Annotated in this window: 16 protein-coding genes; 9 read left to right on the top strand and 7 right to left on the bottom strand. The window is 74.5% G+C overall.

The window, feature by feature from the left end; all coding sequences use genetic code 11:
• Positions 1-73: 73 nt before the first annotated feature.
• Positions 74-280: an FmdB family zinc ribbon protein gene (locus C1I92_RS25795; RefSeq protein WP_111257507.1), complete on the bottom strand. Its 207-nt coding sequence runs from the start codon at positions 278-280 to the stop codon at positions 74-76.
• 82 nt (positions 281-362) lie between these two features.
• Between C1I92_RS25795 and C1I92_RS25790 the strand changes: the two genes are divergently transcribed.
• A complete protein-coding gene (locus tag C1I92_RS25790; protein ID WP_111257506.1) occupies positions 363-611 on the top strand; it encodes a type B 50S ribosomal protein L31 in 249 nt (82 codons plus the stop codon).
• Here C1I92_RS25790 and C1I92_RS25785 read toward each other — a convergent pair.
• Positions 593-1,822 carry an RNA polymerase sigma factor gene (locus C1I92_RS25785; RefSeq protein WP_199521590.1) on the bottom strand — a complete coding sequence of 410 codons (1,230 nt, stop codon included), beginning with the start codon at positions 1,820-1,822 and terminating at the stop codon, positions 593-595. The genes C1I92_RS25790 and C1I92_RS25785 overlap by 19 nt on opposite strands.
• Positions 1,819-2,172: a YciI family protein gene (locus C1I92_RS34610; RefSeq protein ID WP_199521589.1), complete on the bottom strand. Its 354-nt coding sequence runs from the start codon at positions 2,170-2,172 to the stop codon at positions 1,819-1,821. The genes C1I92_RS25785 and C1I92_RS34610 overlap by 4 nt, the downstream gene beginning before the upstream one ends.
• Before the next feature lie 93 nt (positions 2,173-2,265).
• On the opposite strand from C1I92_RS34610, the gene C1I92_RS25780 reads away from it, so the two are divergent.
• Positions 2,266-3,627, top strand: coding sequence for a dihydrolipoyl dehydrogenase family protein (locus C1I92_RS25780; RefSeq protein ID WP_111257504.1), 1,362 nt, complete (start codon positions 2,266-2,268; stop codon positions 3,625-3,627).
• A gap of 10 nt (positions 3,628-3,637) precedes the next feature.
• Here the strand turns inward: C1I92_RS25780 and C1I92_RS25775 are convergent, their stop codons facing one another.
• Complete coding sequence (locus C1I92_RS25775) at positions 3,638-4,801, bottom strand: M23 family metallopeptidase (protein ID WP_158564282.1); 1,164 nt, start codon at positions 4,799-4,801, stop codon at positions 3,638-3,640.
• A 91-nt stretch (positions 4,802-4,892) separates the two neighbouring features.
• On the opposite strand from C1I92_RS25775, the gene C1I92_RS25770 reads away from it, so the two are divergent.
• Entirely contained in the window at positions 4,893-5,471 is a 579-nt protein-coding gene (locus C1I92_RS25770; RefSeq protein ID WP_111257502.1) for a helix-turn-helix transcriptional regulator, read from the top strand.
• Here C1I92_RS25770 and C1I92_RS25765 read toward each other — a convergent pair.
• Positions 5,461-6,585 (bottom strand): ROK family transcriptional regulator, encoded by a 1,125-nt coding sequence (locus tag C1I92_RS25765; RefSeq protein WP_111257501.1) that lies wholly within the window; start codon positions 6,583-6,585, stop codon positions 5,461-5,463. The genes C1I92_RS25770 and C1I92_RS25765 overlap by 11 nt on opposite strands.
• A gap of 93 nt (positions 6,586-6,678) precedes the next feature.
• On the opposite strand from C1I92_RS25765, the gene ggh reads away from it, so the two are divergent.
• From ggh to C1I92_RS25740, 5 genes are all read left to right on the top strand, one after another.
• Positions 6,679-7,998, top strand: a complete 1,320-nt coding sequence (gene ggh, locus C1I92_RS25760) for a glucosylglycerate hydrolase (protein WP_233507253.1) — start codon at positions 6,679-6,681, stop codon at positions 7,996-7,998.
• 351 nt (positions 7,999-8,349) lie between these two features.
• Complete coding sequence (locus tag C1I92_RS25755) at positions 8,350-12,291, top strand: AAA domain-containing protein (RefSeq protein ID WP_146605286.1); 3,942 nt, start codon at positions 8,350-8,352, stop codon at positions 12,289-12,291.
• 84 nt (positions 12,292-12,375) lie between these two features.
• Positions 12,376-13,227: an endonuclease/exonuclease/phosphatase family protein gene (locus C1I92_RS25750; RefSeq protein WP_111257499.1), complete on the top strand. Its 852-nt coding sequence runs from the start codon at positions 12,376-12,378 to the stop codon at positions 13,225-13,227.
• A 144-nt stretch (positions 13,228-13,371) separates the two neighbouring features.
• Positions 13,372-13,944 carry a Uma2 family endonuclease gene (locus C1I92_RS25745; protein ID WP_158564281.1) on the top strand — a complete coding sequence of 191 codons (573 nt, stop codon included), beginning with the start codon at positions 13,372-13,374 and terminating at the stop codon, positions 13,942-13,944.
• Between the two features lie 7 nt (positions 13,945-13,951).
• Positions 13,952-14,950 (top strand): zinc-binding alcohol dehydrogenase family protein, encoded by a 999-nt coding sequence (locus C1I92_RS25740; RefSeq protein WP_111257497.1) that lies wholly within the window; start codon positions 13,952-13,954, stop codon positions 14,948-14,950.
• 11 nt (positions 14,951-14,961) lie between these two features.
• On the opposite strand, the gene C1I92_RS25735 is transcribed toward C1I92_RS25740, so the two are convergent.
• Positions 14,962-15,321 carry an MmcQ/YjbR family DNA-binding protein gene (locus C1I92_RS25735; RefSeq protein ID WP_111257496.1) on the bottom strand — a complete coding sequence of 120 codons (360 nt, stop codon included), beginning with the start codon at positions 15,319-15,321 and terminating at the stop codon, positions 14,962-14,964.
• 101 nt (positions 15,322-15,422) lie between these two features.
• Between C1I92_RS25735 and C1I92_RS25730 the strand changes: the two genes are divergently transcribed.
• The gene (locus tag C1I92_RS25730; RefSeq protein WP_111257495.1) at positions 15,423-15,833 is read left to right on the top strand and encodes a VOC family protein; all 411 of its coding nucleotides are present in this window, start codon (positions 15,423-15,425) and stop codon (positions 15,831-15,833) included.
• Here the strand turns inward: C1I92_RS25730 and C1I92_RS25725 are convergent.
• Positions 15,814-16,497, bottom strand: a complete 684-nt coding sequence (locus C1I92_RS25725; protein WP_111257494.1) for a helix-turn-helix domain-containing protein — start codon at positions 16,495-16,497, stop codon at positions 15,814-15,816. The genes C1I92_RS25730 and C1I92_RS25725 overlap by 20 nt on opposite strands.
• Positions 16,498-16,570: the final 73 nt, after the last annotated feature.

Below are 16,570 nucleotides of genomic sequence, written 5' to 3'. Positions count from 1 at the left end.
CGCTCTCAGTGAAGCACGCGCCGAGCCGCCTGGGAAGAGGATTTCCCGCGGTTGTAGTGCCGGGCCGGAACGATCAGCCGCAGCCGCACGCCCCGCCGCAGCATCCGCCGCCGCCGGCGGGCGCGGCGCCCGATCGGCCGGCCAGGCCGACCGTGGTCAGCAGCTTGACGGTGTCGTCGTGACCGGCCGGGCAGGCGGCCGCGGCGCCGGCGTCGGCCATCGGACGCACGACGTCGAAGGTCGAGCCGCAGGAGCGGCAGCGGAACTCGTAGGTCGGCACGCTGTCGAGAATACCGGGCCGCGGCGGGAATGCGGCACCCCACCAGCACGTTGTTGAGAACGACAATCAGAAGGAGGTCGGCATGAAGAAGAACATCCACCCCGACTACCGGCCGGTGGTCTACCGCGACGCCGAGGCGGGGCTGGCGTTCCTGACCCGCTCGACCGCTCGCACCGAGCGCAGCATCGAGTGGGAGGACGGGAACACGTACCCCCTCGTCGACGTCCAGATCTCCTCCGCCAGCCACCCGTTCTACACCGGGAAGGCGCGGGTCCTGGACTCCGCGGGCCAGGTCGAGAAGTTCCGCCGGCGCTACTCGGCGACGAGCTGAGTGGCCTGGGTCAGCAGGAACGCTCGCTCGACCGCATTGGCGGTCAAGGCGGCGGCCTCCCGATAGGAGGCCGCCGCTTCGGCGTTCCGGCCCAGCCGTCGCAGCAGGTCGGCGCGGACCGCAGGCAGCCCGTGGTACCCGGCCAGCGGCGGACGTGCGGCCAGCGCCGTCACCTCGGCCAGCGCGGCGGCCGGCCCGGCGACGTGCGACCAGGCGGCGACCCGGGCCAGCTCCGTCACCGGCGACGGCGCGACGCGCAGCAGCAGGCCGTAGAGCGTGACGATCTGCGCCCAGTCGGTCGCCTCGTACGCCGGCGCCTCCGAGTGCACCGCCGCGATCGCCGCGTGCAGCGCGTACGGCCCGGCCCGTTCCGGTGTCGTCCGGCGCATCGCCCGCGCGGCCAGCTCGCACCCGTCGGCGATCAGGCCGCGATCCCACGACGCCCGGTCCTGCGACGACAGCAGCACCAGTCCGCCGTCGTCGTCCAGCCGGCCCGCACCGCGCGCCGCCGCCAGCCGCACCGTCGCCAGCAGGCCGAGCACCTCGGCCTCGTCCGGCATCAGCTCGGCCAGCACCTCGGCCAGCTCGGTCGCCGTCCGGATCAGCTCCGGCTGCCGCAGCGACTCGCCCCGTGACGCCGTATGGCCCTCGGTGAGCAGCAACGACACCACCGCCAGCACGGCCGGCAGCCGGTCCGGCAGCTCGTGCGCCGCCGGCACGCGGTACGGGATCCCGGCGGCCTGGATCTTCTTCTTCGCCCGGGTCAGCCGGGCCGCCATCGTCGGCTGCGACACCAGGAACAGCCGCGCCACGTCCGGCGTCGGCACGCCGCAGACCAGCCGCAACGTCAGCGCGACCCGGGACGGCAGCGCCAGCGCCGGGTGGCAGCAGGTGAAGATCAGCCGCAGCCGCTCGTCGGTCAGCCCGTCCGGCTCGTCCGGCTCGGCGGGCGTGGGCACCATCAGCAGCGGCAGCTTGCGGGCCAGCGTCCGCTCCCGCCGCATCGCGTCCAGCGCCCGGTTCCGGGCGACGGTGGTCAGCCAGGCCGTCGTGTCGTCCGGCACTCCCTGGGCCGGCCACCGCTCGACCGCCGCCGTGAACGCGTCCTGGACGGCATCCTCGGCGGCGTCGAGGTCGCGGGTGATGCGCACCACCGTGGCCAGGACGCGAGCCCAGCCGCGGCGGTGCGCCTCCGCGACCGCGTCGGTCACGTCCCGGCGTCCCACAGCGGCCGGATCTCCGTGCCGGTGCCGGTCGGGCAGTGCCGGGCGATCTCGACCGCGTCGTCGAGATCGGCGGCCTCGACGACGTAGTAGCCGGCCAGGTTCTCCTTCAGCTCGACGTACGGACCGTCGGTGACCAGCAGGTCCTCGCCCGGTCCGGCCGGGCGCAGCGTCGTCGCCGTGGCCGACGGGCGCAGCGCCTCGCCGGAGAACTCGATGCCGCGTCCGCGCAGATAGGCGATGAACGCCTCGTGCTCGGCCAGCGCGGCCGTGCGCTCCGCCTCCGGCACGGTGTCCCAGTCGGTGTCCGGCTCGAACAGCATGAGCATGTACTTCATCGCTCGTTCCTCCCTCTCGGTGGCTGTCTATCACTTGACGAACTCGCGGCGCCGGAATCGACATAGGCTCGGCGGCAGACGAGCGGAGGTGTCATGAGCGAGCAGGTCGACGTGGTCGTGCTCGGGCTGGGCGTCGGTGGCGAGCAGGTCGCCGGGACGCTGGCCGAGGCGGGTCTGAACGTGGTCGGCATCGAGGGCCGGCTGGTCGGCGGCGAATGCCCGTACTACGGCTGTGTGCCCACCAAGATGATCATCCGGGCGGCCGATCTGCTGGCCGAGACGCGTCGCGTCGACGGCATGGCCGGCCACGCCGAGGCGACGCCGGACTGGTCGCCGGTCGCGGACCGGATCCGCGACGAGGCCACCGACGACTGGAACGACCAGGTCGCGGTCGACCGCCTCGTCGGCAAGGGCGCGCGGTTCGTCCGCGGCTGGGGCCGGCTGGCGGGCCCGGGCCGGGTCGAGGTGGACGGGACGGTGTACGAGGCGAGCCGCGCGGTCGTCGTCGGCACCGGGACGGCGCCGTTCGTGCCGCCGATCGACGGGCTGGCCGGCACGCCGTTCTGGACCAACCAGGACGCCGTCCGGGCCAAGGAGCTGCCCGAGTCGCTGCTGGTCCTCGGCGGCGGCGCCATCGGGCTGGAGCTGGCGCAGGCGCTGGGCCGGTTCGGCGTGCGGATCACCGTCGTCGAGGCGGCGGACCGGCTGCTCGGCATGGAGGAGCCGGAGTCGTCCGAGCTGGCCGCGAAGGTGCTGACAGACGAGGGCGCCGACGTGCGGACGGGGGTCGCGGCGTCGGCCGTGCGGCACGACGGCGAGCGGTTCACCGTCACGCTGGCCGACGGCGCCGAGGTGACGGCGGAGAAGCTGCTGGTGTCGGTCGGCCGGACCACCGACCTCGCCGCGATCGGCGTCGACACCGTCGGGCTGGACCCGTCGGCCCGGTTCCTCCAGGTCGACGACCGGCTGCGGGCCGGCGAGCGGCTGTGGGGCGTCGGCGACGTCACCGGCCACGGCGCTTTCACGCACGTCGCGACCTACCAGGGCGACATCGTCACCCGCGACATCCTCGGCCAGGACGGCCCGCCGGCCGACTACCGCGCGCTGCCCCGCGTGACGTTCATGGACCCCGAGATCGGCGCCGTCGGCCTGACCGAGGCGCAGGCCCGCGACCAGGGGCTGGACGTGCGCACCGGCAGCACGCAGGTGCCGTCCACCTCACGCGGCTGGATCCACAAGGCCGGCAACGACGGCTTCATCAAGCTGGTCGCCGACGCAGCCGTTGGGGTCCTGGTCGGCGCCACGTCGGCCGGCCCGACCGGCGGCGAGGTGCTCGGCGCGCTGTCCGTCGCGGTGCACGGGCGGGTCCCGGTCGGGCGGCTGCGGCACATGATCTACGCCTACCCGACCATCCACCGCGGCATCCAGGATGCCCTGCGCGACCTCGACGTCTGAGGAGGGCGCGCTAGGACAGCCAGGACATCGGGTCGGTGAAGCTGCCGTTCACCAGCACCTCGAAGTGCAGGTGACAGCCGGTCGACGACCCGGTGGTGCCGACGCGGCCGATGAGGTCGCCGGCGGCCACCGTCGTGCCCGGGCTCGTGCTGTACGCGGACAGGTGGTTGTACGTCGTCGTGACGTCCATCCCGTCGACGGTGTGGGCGATCTCGATGCGGTTGCCGTAGGCGCCCTCGTAGCCGGTCGACTCGACGGTGCCGGGGTAGGCCGCGTACACGGCGGTGCCGCAGGAGGCGCCGAAGTCGGTGCCGCTGTGCAGCTTGTACACGCCGGTCAGCGGGTGCACGCGCATCCCGTAGGGCGAGGTGATCGGGCCGGTGGACGGGCGCTGGAACACGCCGTTGCCGGACGGTGGCGGGGTGTCGGTGGAACCGCCGTCCCCGCCGCCGTCGCCGCGGTCGGGCTGGTTCTCGGCCGCCTCGCGCTCCTCGGCGGCGCGCTGCGCCGCGGCGTGGATGTCGCGCATCTTCTGCAGCTGCTCGCCCGCCTCGACGGTCGCCGAGGACGCCTCGTCCAGCGCCGCGGCGGCCTGCTCGGACAGCTCCGTCGCCGACGTGGCGGCCTCCTGCGCGGCGGCGAGGTGACCGTCGGCCCGGCTGGCCGCGTCCGTCGCGTTGGCCTGCGACTCCGCGGCCTGGGCGAGCACGGTGTCCTGGACCCGCATCAGCTCGGAGACGCCGGTGGACCGGGCCTGGAACTCCTCCGGGTCGGCGATGCCGAGCTGCATCAGGCCGCTCAGCTCGGTGTTGTTCATGTAGGCGTGCGCGGCCAGCCGGCCCAGCGTCTCGCGGGCCTGCTCGGCCGCCGTGGCGGCGTCGGTGCTCTCGCCGCGGGCCCGCTCGGCCCGCGCGGTCGCCTCGGCGGCGGCGGTACGGGCGTCGGCGGCGGCCTGGCTGGCCTGCTCGGCGCGCTGCTGTGCGGCCTGCTCCGTCTTCTGCGCGGCCTCGAACGCCGCGAGCGCGGAGTCGACGTCGGCCTGGGCCTCCTCGACGGAGGGCGTGGCGGACGAAGCACGGACATCGGGGGCAGCCGTCGAGGAGGAAATCCCCCAGGAGACGCACGCGATGGTGACGGCTGCGGCCACGATCGGCCCCAGAGGTCGTCTCCTCACTCGGGGCCCTTCCTGTCGGCGGTCATCGGCGGCTACTGTAAGCGGGCTTTGCCCGATATACAACCAATGGCTGTAGTGGCGGGAGGTCCGCATGCTCGACGCCGGTGCCGAGCTCGAGGCCGCGCTCCGGCCTCTGACCTGGCCCGATGCCGAGCTCGTGGCGGGCGGCGGCAACTATCTGCGCACCGGCGGAATCTGGGTCTACACAGCGTCCCGGAGGCCGGTTCCGGGCGCCCAGGACGTGACGTTCGGACGCCGCTACGCCGGCGCCGCGCGGGCCGCCCGCGACGACGGCGAGTACGTCCTGCTGGACCGGGACTGGCTGGACGGCCCCGAGGCGCGGCCGGAGCTGCGCTGGGTCATCCCGCTGGCGACGCTCGCGGTCGACGGCGAGCCGTCCGTGGCGGTCCCGGTGGACGAGATCCTCGCCCGTTCCGACGTCGTTGTGGGCCTGTCGGCGCCGGAGCTGGATCCGTCGGCGCTGCTGACGGCGTCGGCGATCGCGCGGCTGCTCGGGGTGACCCGCAGCACCGTCAACGCCTATCACGCGCGGCAGCAGATGCCGCCGCCGGTCACGACCCTGAGCCAGCGGCTGCCGCTGTGGACCCGTCCCGTCATCGACCAGTGGGCCGCCCGCCAGACCCGTCGCCGCCGCCCGCTCACCCCATGAGGCGGGCGTCGACGGCGTCCGGGGCGTAGACATGGCCCGCGACGAGGGCGGCCATGCCGACGGCGGCCGGGTGGCGTGCGGTGCTGGCGACGATCTCGAGGTCGCCGGTGAGCCGGTCCAGTGCGGCCGCCCGCACGGCCGTGTTCACCTCGCCGACGACGCCGGGCAACCGGCCCAGCGCCCCGCCGAGCACGATGGTCTGCGGGTTCACCAGCGCGACGAGTCCGGCCAGCGTGCGTCCGAGCAGCCGCGCGGCGTCCCTCAGCTCCGGCGACGCGGCCAGCCGGGCGGCCAGGTCGTCCGACGACGACGGGGTCACGCCGCGGCGGCGCAGCAGTGCGTAGCCGGACGCGAACGCCGCCAGGCACCCCGTCCGCCCGCACCGGCAGACCGGCGCGTCCACGTCATCGGAGACGCGGATGTGCCCGATGTCGCCGGCCGCGCCGTCGAACCCGCTCAGCAGCGCGCCGTCCAGCACCAGGCCGGCGCCGATCCCGTGTGCGTACTTCACCGCCAGCAGCGGTGTCGTGCCGGGCCGCTCGGCCGCCTCGCCGAGCGCATGTGCGCGGGCGTCGTTCTCCAGCAGCACCGGCACCGGCCAGCGCGAGGCGACGAACGCGGCGATCGGGAAGCCGTCCCAGCCGGGCATCACGGTCGCGGGCCGCAGCAGCCCGGTCGCCGGTGAGACGGGCCCGGGCAGCGCGACGCCGACGCCGGCCAGCGTCTCGCCGGCGCCGGCCGCCAGCAGCTCGGTGCCCGCGTCGCACACCGTCGCCAGCACGGACTCCGGTGGACCGGCCACGTCCAGCGGCAGCTCGCGCTCGCGCAGGCTGCGACCGGCGAGGTCGGTGACGGCGATCCGCCCGGTGTGGTGATCGAGGTCGAGGACCAGCACGACCCGGCCCTGGCCGGCGAAGCGGATCAGCGCCGCCGGGCGCCCGCCGGTCGGCCCGGCCGCGCCTGCCTCGTGGACCAGCCCGGCCCGGAACAGCGCGTCCAGCCGCTCGAACAGCGTCATCCGCGACAGCCCGGTCTCGGCCAGCAACTGCCGCCGGGTCCAGTCCTCGCGCGACCGGATCAGCTGCAGCAGCCAGCCGGGCGAGGTCCCGGTCACGGCATCCCCTTACGTCCAGTGATTTGACAAAACTAGGACGATATCGAAACCTGGTCGCTGGGGCGACATCCCGGCGACATCGGAGGAGGCGCGGTGCGGGTCCCGGTCAGCGGCGTGGGGCTCGGCGACCGCGCGGCCGAGGTGCTGCGTGGCAACGACCTCGGCTCGATGACGGCGGCGGCGCCGCGGCTCTACCCGCACATGTGGAGCTGGGACTCCGGGCTGATCGCCGTCGGGCTGGCCCGGCTGTCGGTGCCGCGCGCGATCACCGAGCTGCGCACGCTGCTGCGGGCCCAGTGGTCGACCGGGATGATCCCGCACATCGTGTTCTCCGCCGGCGACGGCTACTTCCCCGGCCCGGAGCGGTGGGGGACGGAGTCGGCGGCGGCCGCGCCGCGCACCGTCCGCACGTCGGGCATCTGCCAGCCGCCGGTGCACGCGCTGGCCGTGCGCCGCATCCTCGACGCCGGGCGGGCCGCCGGCGGCGAGATCCGCGACCAGGCCGAGGCGTTCGTCCGCGAGACGTTCGGCTCGTGGCTGGCCTGGCATCGGTGGCTCGCCGGCGCCCGCGACCCGGACCGCCGCGGCCTGGTGGAGATCTATCACGGCTGGGAGAGCGGCATGGACAACTCGCCGCGCTGGGACCGCCCCTACGCCGCCGTCGTGCCCGGCGACGACCTGCCCGGCTTCGTCCGCACCGACCTCCACCACGTCGGCGACGTGCACGAACGGCCCACCGACGACGAGTACGGCCGATACCTGTGGATCGTCGAGCAGCTGCGCCGGGTCCGCTACGACGACGCGGCCGCCCGCGACGTGGTCGGGTTCCGCGTCGCCGACGTGTTCATGTCCGCGATCCTCGCCGTCGCCAGCGACGAGCTGGCCGGTCTCGGCGACGAGCTGGGCCGCGTCGACGACGCCGCCGAGCTGCGCGAGCTGGCCGCCCGGTTCCGCGCCGGCGTGGCGTCGACGGTGTCGCCGACGACCGGGCTGGGCCGCGACCTGGACCGCCGGTCAGGCCGCTGGATCGAGACCGAGACGGTCGCCGGGTTCGCGCCGCTGTTCTGCGGCGTCGACGACGGGACGCAGCGGGCGCTGTTCTGGGGCGAGCGCTGGTGCGGCCACCCAGCGCTGGCGCACCCGCTGCCGCCGTCGGTCTCGCCGGCCGACCCCGGGATGCGGCCGCGCACCTACTGGCGCGGCCCGGTCTGGCCGATCGTGTCGTGGCTGTTCGGCTGGGCGCTGGAGCGTCAGGGCGACGACGACGGCGCCCGGCGGCTGCGCGAGGCGTCGCTGCGGCAGCTGGCCGACGGCGACTTCGGCGAGTACTACGAGCCGTTCACCGGCGAGCCGCTGGGCAGCCTGCAGCAGTCCTGGACGGCCGCCGTCACGCTGGACTGGCTCGCGCCCTGAATCGGGCGGATCGCGCTCGTCGCGATGGGGCGGTCTGCTCCGACCCGGCGCTCTCGAATATGTGCGAACGGGCGCTCCGCGTTCGGTATGACAACGCGGAATTCCCATGATCGAATGACTCGGCGGGCTTATACGGGATTGTTTTCTAGATCACCACGATCCTCTCGTCCGAGTACTCCATCGGGTGTTCGGACCATATTGCTCCAAGATCCGACATACGTCGCGATGCGTACCTAGTCTGCGAGAGAACCGCAGGTGAACGGGTGTTCGCCGGCGGCAGGCCAGACGCGAGGGAGCCTGATGAACGAGCCGTCGATGCATGTGCGGACCGAGCCTGTCCGGAATCGGTTCGTGGCCGTCCGTCCCGCCACGGCGCACCTTCCGGCGCCGTCGAGGCAGACGCCGGAGGCGTCGCTGCGATTCCCGTCCGCGACGGATTCCGCCGCCGTCGCCGCCGGGCCGGACCACCGCCGGCTGCCGGCCGGCGACCGCGCCGTGCTGCTCATCGGGACCGCCGTGCACGACCACGCCGGCTACCCGCTGCTGCCGACGGCGGCGGCGGGGCTGCGGCAGCTGCGCCAGGTGCTGGAGCGGGCCGACGTGGGCATGGCCGACACCTGCGAGGTGGTCGCCGACGGCAGCCGCGGCGAGATCATGCGGGCGGTCGAGACGTTCCTCGACGAGCGTGCGCTCGCCGACACCGTCCTCGTCTACCTGACCGGCTACGCGCAGGTGTCCGGCGCCGACGGCCGGCTCTACCTGGCCGCCGCCGACACCGACCCCGCGGACCTCGAGCGCACCGCGGTCCCGGCCGACTTCCTCCGCGACCAGCTGCAGGAGTGCCGCGCGGCCAGCAAGGTCGTGCTGCTCGACACCTGCCTGCCGGGCCCTGACACCGACGGGTTCGCCGTCCAGCGCCGGCAGGTCATGCTGGAGCCGGCCGGCGTCTATGTCATCTCCGCGTCGCCGGCGCCGCAGCCGGCCGCCGCGATGGCCGAGCCGGTGCCGCAGCTGGGCACGTCCCGGTTCACCGGCGAGATCGTCGAGGGGCTGCGCACCGGCCGGGTCAAGGACGGGCTCGGCCCGTGGGTCACCGCCGCCGACCTCGCGGCGTACCTGACCACCAAACTCACCGCGCAGGGCGTCCCGGCCGAGCAGCTGCCGGCGACGTCGACGCTGGCCGTCACCGGCAACCACGTCATCGCGCGCTCGGCGGTGCGGGCGCTGAGCCTGCTCGACGGCGACCGCGGCAGGGCCAAGGCCACCGCCGCGGCCGGGTCCGGCGGGGTCGCCACCGCGACGCCGGCCACCGGCGGCGCGGCCGGCGGCGCCGGTGCGCAGGACGGCGACCCCGGCGACCAGGTCGCCGACCCGGGCTGGCGCGAGGTGATCGCCTACTATCGCGCCTGCCTGGCCGAGGCGCCGTCGCCCGAGGCGCTGCCCGTGCGCGGCGCGGAGTCGGCCGACTGGTTCCCGATGACCGGCCCCGAGGTGCTGCTCAGCGGCACCGAGGCGACCACGCTCGCGCCCGCCGGCGTCGACACCTTCGACTGGAAGGAACGCGACCTCTGGTACGGGTACCCGGCCGTGACGCTGGCCGGCGCCGGCCGCCGGCACTCCGGCGACGCGCTGGCCCCGTCCACCGTCGCGCCGCTGCTGGTGCGCCGGGTCGAGGTCACCGTCGACGCCCGTGGCGCCGCCGTGCTACGGCCGACCGGGCCGGTGCTGCCGCACGCCGGGATCCTGCAGGCCTGCCTCGACGACCAGGAGGCGGCCAGCCTGCTGGCGACCTGGCGGCAGAGCTGGAAGCCCGGCGACCGCGCCGGGCTGCTGGTGGCGGTCCGGCAACTGCTCAAGCGGCTCGGGCTGGACGAGCTGAGCCTGCTCGACCCGGCCGCGCTGGGCCCCGTCGACCAGAAGACCGCCAACCGCACCGGCGTGCACAACACCGGCTGCGTGCTCTACGTCGAGTCCGATCGCGCCGCCGGCCAGGCCGTCGCCGCCGAGCTGGCCGAGCTGGCCGACCGGCTGGCCGACGTCCCCGGCACCGCGCTGGAGTTCCTCGGCAAGCCGGTCGGGCTGCGCACCACGACCCGCTCGTCCGTCGCGCTGGTGCTGCCGGCCGAGCTGAACGAGAGCCAGGAGGCGGTGCTGACGGCGGCCATGTCGCGGCCGCTCACGGTCGTCACGGCGCCCCCGCGGACCGGCAAGGACGACCTGATCGTCGACGTCGTCGCCACCGCCGTCGCCACCGGGCAGAAGGTGCTCGTCGCCTCGCCCGACGACGCCGCCCTGCAGGCGCTGGCCGACCGCTGCGGCGGGCTGGTCACCGGGCTGCTGATCAAGACCGGCGACGCGCAGGCCCGGGCGGAGGAGAAGCAGGTCGTCCGCGAGCTGCTGCGCACGACCAAGGACGAGTCGCGCGGCCGCACCCGCGGCTCCGTCGCCGCCGAGCTGGCCGCGGCGCAGGCGCAGGTCCGGGCCTGGCGGGAGCGGCTGGCCGAGCGCAACGACGTCGAGGCGCTGCTGCGCAAGACGACGGCGGCCCGGGCCGCGGCGGCCGAGCGGCTGGGTGTCCCGGCGGACGTGCTGGGCGCGGCGTGGCGTGACGACGACGCCGGGCTGTCGGACTGGATCGACCGCGCGCGGACGCTCACCGAGACGCACCTCATGGGCGGGCTCCGTCGCCGCAACCTCGTCGTCGCGTACCTGCGCGCCATCGCCGACGCCGGTGTTGACGCGGGCCCCGCCCGCGAGACGCTGCTCGACCCGGTCGCGTACGACTCGCTGCTGCTGTTCGCGCGGGCCGAGGAGCGGCTGCGCGTGGACCAGCGCGAGGTGCTCGCCGTCAGCGACGACGCGCTGGACCTGGAGGGCCGCGAGCTGACCGCCCGGGTCACCGAGCTCTCCGCCGAGCTGCTCGCCGTCGTCGTCGCGGAGCAGGCCGGCACCGCCCGCGCCCAGTTGGAGGCCCGCCGGATCGCGCTGGAGCCGGGCGGCAAGCACCGCCGGACCAGCCACCGCGAGTTGCTCAGTCACCTCGGCGGCTGGGCGGTCACGCCGGACGCGGCCGGCCAGCTGGCCCTGGAGGCCGGCATGTTCGACCTGGTCGTCATCGACGACGCGCACCACTGCCCGGTCGCCGCCGCGCTGCCGCTGCTGTTCCGGGCCCGCCGGGCGCTGATCGTCGGCGACCCGCGGCAGCGGCTGCGCACGCCCGGCCTCAGCGACCACCGGCTGCGCCGGGCCCGCCGCGGCGCCGGCCTGTCCGCCGGGTTCCTGGCCGAGCGGCGGCTGTCGTTCCGCGGCGACTCCGTCTTCGACGCCGCGCTGCCCAACGTCGAGGAGCCGCTGCTGCTGGACGAGCACGACGGCTCGCACCCCGGCATCGCCCGGATCGTCGACGAGCACTTCTACGACGGCCGGCTGACCGTCGTCACCGACGTCGGCGCGCTGCCCCGCGCGCACGACACCGAGACCGGCGACGCGACGCTGCTGCTGTGGGAGGACGTCACCGGCACGCCGGAGCGCGGCGCCAACGGCGGGTCCTGGCGCAACCAGGCCGAGATCGACCGCGTCGTGTGGGCGGTCAAGGAACTGCGCGATCAGCTGCCCGACGGCGCCACCATCGCCGTCGTCACGCCGTTCCGGGCCCAGGCCGAGGAGCTGCGGTCGCTGTTCCGGTTCGAGCCGGTGCCGGTGGCCTGCGTGGCCGACGGCGACCCGGTCGACTGCGACGCCGTCGTGTTCTCGCTGGTCGCGGGCGACGACATGCCGGCGCAGACGGTGCGCTGGGCGCTGGGTCAGGCGGCGCTGTGGGGTGCGGCGCTGGGCCGCACTCGCGCGCACGTCGTCACCGTCGGGCAGCACGCCTTCTGGTCGCGGCAGGCCGGGCTGCCCGCGCTGCTGGCCCGGATGTCGTCGGTCCGCTCCTTCCACGTCCGGCCCAACCCGCCGGCGCCGCTGGAGTCCGCCGTCTTCACCGACGCGCTGGTCGAGGCGTTGTGCGCGCGGTTGGCCGCGGCCGGCATCGACGACGTCGAGCCCAACGCCGTCGTCGACGGGTACCGGGTCGACGTGCTGGTGCGGACGCCGTCGGGCAGCACCGCCGTGCTGCTGGACCGCGGCTGGCCGGGCGAGGACGCCGCCCGGCACCTGCGGCTGCTGCTGCGCCGGCGCCGGCTGCTCACCGGCCTGGTGCCGGAGTCCGGGCTGCCTCCGGTGACCCGGGTGCTGCGGGTGCCGACCTGGCAGGTGCGTTCCGGCGCGCCGATCGACGGGCTGCTCGACTGACCGTTTGCGGCAGGTTTGTCTCCCAGTCACCCGGGGCGGGAAGGCTCGGCGTCACGTGCACCGTGACGTCGAAGGGATCCCGCCATGCGCCCGTTCCGCACCGCCGTCTCCGCAGCCCTGGCCGCCTTGGCACTGACGGCCGGGACCGCTCTGCCCGCCGCGCCGGCCGACCCGTCGCCCCGCGACCGGCCGCTCACCGTCATGAGCTTCAACATCCACCACGGCGTCGGCACCGACAACGTGCTGAACCTGCAGCGCGTCGCCGACGTCATCAGGACCGAAGGGGTCGACGTCGTCGGGCTGCAGGAGGTGGACCGGCACTGGGGCGAGCGCAGCGACTTCGTCGACCAGGCCGCCTGGCTTGCCGACGAGCTCGACATGCATGTCGTCTACGGCGCCAACCTCGATCTCGACCCGGCCGTGCCGGGGGAGCCGCGCCGTCAGTACGGGACGGCGATCCTCAGCGAGCGGCCGATCCGCGAGTGGGACAACACGTTCCTGCCCCAGTACGAGGGGCACGAGCAGCGCGGCCTGCTGCGCGCCCGGATCAACGTCCGCGGCGTCTGGGTCACCGTCTATAACACCCACCTGCAGCACAACGACGCCAACGAGCGGGTCGAGCAGGCCGAGGCGATCGACGAGCTGATCGGCGAGCCCTCGGATTCGGTCGTGCTCCTCGGCGACCTCAACGCACGGCCGGACACCCCGGAGATCCAGACGCTTGTCGACGAGCTGGTCGACACCTGGGAGGAGGCCGGCATGGGCGACGGCTACACCTACCCGTCCGAGGACCCGAACGCCCGCATCGACTACGTCCTCACGTCCGGCGACGTGATCACGCGCACCGCTGCGGTCGTCACCAGCGACGCGTCGGACCACCTGCCGGTCAAGGCGGACGTCCTGCTGCCCGGTTCCCGCGTCGGCCTGGGGAATTGAGGTTCCGGGCTAGTCGGTGAGCCGCCGATCCGCCGGTTCGGGCAACCGGGCCGGCGGATCCGGGCAACTGCGGAAAGGTTCCGATCTGCGTATCGTGACGGTATGACTCGAAGGTCAGATCATGATCGAGCGAAGGAGGTACCGATGACGACCGTCACCGTGCCCAACCAGCTCCTGACCATCGAGGACTGGGATGCACTCGAGGAGACCGACGCGAGCCGGTACTGGGAGCTCGTCGACGGGACGATCGTCATGAACCCGTTCCCATCGGTCGGGCATCAGCTGGTCGGGCAGCGACTGGTCACCCGACTGGGTACGCAGCTCCCCGACGGCCTGGTCGCGCTGCAGCATCTCGGCGTGACCATCGAGGCGCAGTTCCCGCCGACGGAGCGTGGCCCGGACGTCGTCGTGTTCTCGCGGGCGCAGGTGCGGTTGGATGCGCCGCGGCTCGATCCCGCTCACGTGCGGCTGGTCGTCGAGATCGTCTCGCCCGGCTCGCGGCGCACCGACCGGATCGCGAAGGTCGCCGACTACCAGTACGCCGGCATTCCGGCGTACTGGATCATCGATCCGGCGGCCGGCGATGACGGCCGGTTCGTGGCGTACGAACTGGTCGGCGTCGCCTACAAGGAGGTCGCACGTGGCTCGGGAGTCATCACGCTCGAGCGGCCGTTCCCGGTGACCATCGACGTCGACGAGCTGCTGACGTTCGACTGATGACACGATGCGCGCCTGGCGGGTGACGTCGCCCGGCCCGATGGCGACCCGGCCGCTGACACTCGTCGACGAGGCGACGCCGGAGCCCGGGCCCGGCGAGCTGCTGGTCCGGGTGCTGGCCTGCGGCGTCTGCCGGACCGACCTGCACGTCGCCGAGGGCGACCTGCCGGTGCACCGCGCGCACGTCGTGCCCGGCCACGAGGTGGTCGGCGAGGTGGCGACGGCGGCCGGCGGGTTCGCGGTGGGCGACCGGGTCGGCATCGCCTGGCTGCGCGGCACCGACGGAATCTGCGCCTACTGCCGTCGCGGCGCGGAGAACCTCTGCCCGGCGTCGGTGTACACCGGCTGGGACGCCGACGGCGGGTACGCCGAGTACGCGACCGTCCCGGCCGACTACGCCCTGGCGCTGCCGTCGGGCTACGACGACCTCGAGCTGGCGCCGCTGCTGTGCGCCGGGATCATCGGCTACCGTGCGCTGCTGCGGGCCGAGCTGCCCGCCGGCGGCCGGCTCGGCGTCTACGGGTTCGGCGCCAGCGCGCACCTCGCCGCGCAGGTCGCGCTGGCCCAGGGCGCCACCGTCCACGTCCTCACCCGCAGTCCGGCCGCACAGGCGCTGGCGCTGGAGCTCGGCGCCGCCTCGGCCGGCGACGCGGCCGACCCTCCGCCGGAGCCGCTGGACGCGGCGATCCTGTTCGCGCCGGTCGGCGACCTCGTCCTGCCCGCGCTGGCCGCGCTGGACCGCGGCGGCACGCTCGCCGTCGCCGGCATCCACCTCACCGACATCCCGCCGCTGAGCTACGATCGGCACCTGTTCCAGGAGCGGCAGTTGCGCAGCGTCACCGCCAACACCCGCGACGACGCGCGGGCGTTCCTGCGCTTCGCCGGAGCGCATCGGCTGCGCGTGTCGACGACGCCGTATCCGCTCGGCCGGGCCGACCGGGCACTCGCCGACCTCGCCGCCGACGCCGTCACCGGCGCCGCGGTGCTGGTGCCGGACTTGGGCTGAGCGCGCCCCCGTCAGCCGTCGAGGGCCGTCAGCATCCGTTTCAGCGCGACCTGCCGGTACGAGCCGTCCAGCAACTCGCCGATCTCGGCCCAGTCGACCTCGGCGGCGGTGAGGTCCAGCGCCAGCCAGCCGCTGGGACCGTGGTAGGCGGGCACGTAGACGCGCGGGTCGGCCAGCAGCGCCGGCCGGTCCGCCGGGTCCGGCTTGAAGACGAGGGCGTACGGGTGGGCGTCGTTGCCCTCGAAGACGGCGAACATCTTCTTGCCCGCACGGAACGTCGGCCGGCCCCACGCCTCGACCTCGACCGCCTCGGGAAAGCGCAGGCAAGCGGCCCGAAGCTCGGCCAGGTACGGGTCGTCGTCGCTGTACATCCGCGGATGCGCCACGCGCCCAGGCTAGCCGCCGCAGGCGACTGCCCCCCGTGTCCGAATCCTTCAAGACCGGCCGTGGCCACGCTCCTAACGTGGACGGCATGACACAGCCACGGTTCAACGCCATTGGATTCGCAGTCGCCGACATGGCCCGCTCGCTGGAGTTCTACCGCGCGCTCGGCCTCGACGTCCCGGACGCGGCCGACGCTCCGCACGCCGAGGTCGAGCTCGCGCCGGGCGTCCGGCTGCTGCTCGACACGCACGCGACGATCGCCTCGTTCGACCCGGGGTTCACCCCACAGTCCGGTGGGCACGGCAGTCTCGCGTTCGACTGCGGCACGCCGGCCGGGGTGGACGAGACCTACGAGCGCATGGTCGCGGCCGGCGCCAAGAGCCACCTGGCGCCGTGGGACGCGTTCTGGGGCCAGCGCTACGCCGTCGTGCTCGACCCGGACGGCAACGGCGTCGACTTCTACGCCGCGCTGCCGGACGCTACGCCACCAGGGTCGTGAGGGTGACGCCGGTCAGCGAGCGCACCTCGCGGGAGAGATGCGCCTGGTCGGCGTAGCCGGCCGCATACGCCGCGTCGGCCGCGGGGGTGCCGGTCCGGCCCAGCTCCAGCGCGTGGTTCAGCCGGAGGATCCGGGCCAGCGTCTTCGGCCCGTACCCGAACGCGTCGAGGCTGCGCCGGTGCAGCTGGCGCGCGCTCAGCCCGACCTCCCGCGCGACGGCGCCGACCTCGGCGCCCTGGCCGAGGCGCTCCGCGACCCGCGCGGCGATCGGGTCGGCCGGCGGGCCGTCCGCCAGCCGGTGCTGGGCGACCTCCTCCAGCACCGTTCCGGGATCGGCGGCCTGGGCCAGCCGCTCCGCCAGGCGCCGCACGTCGGCGCCGCGCCACACCGCGTCGAGCGGAACCCGCTGGTCACGCAGCTCGTGCGCCGGCACGCCGAGCACCCGTGGTCCCACCCCGGAGCCCAGGCGCAGCCCGACGAACGGCAGACCCGGCCGCCACGACGCGACCTTCGCGGCCGTGTCGGGCCCGGCGACCACCAGCCGGCCGCCGGACCAGAGCAGGTCCATGCAGCCGTCCGGCAGCACCCGATGCTCCTCGGCCCGCGCCACCGTCGACGACCAGACCACCGCGTGCGCGATGCCGGACGGTCGTTCCCGGTACATACCTCCACTCTGCCATCCGCCACCGACAGACAAAGTTTCTCCATGATCAACGTCTCGAGAGGCGGGGCGGGGC

It is taken from the genome of Jiangella anatolica (genome assembly GCF_003236295.1).
Taxonomy (GTDB): domain Bacteria; phylum Actinomycetota; class Actinomycetes; order Jiangellales; family Jiangellaceae; genus Jiangella; species Jiangella anatolica.
This window is presented reverse-complemented; position numbering and strand designations above follow the sequence as displayed.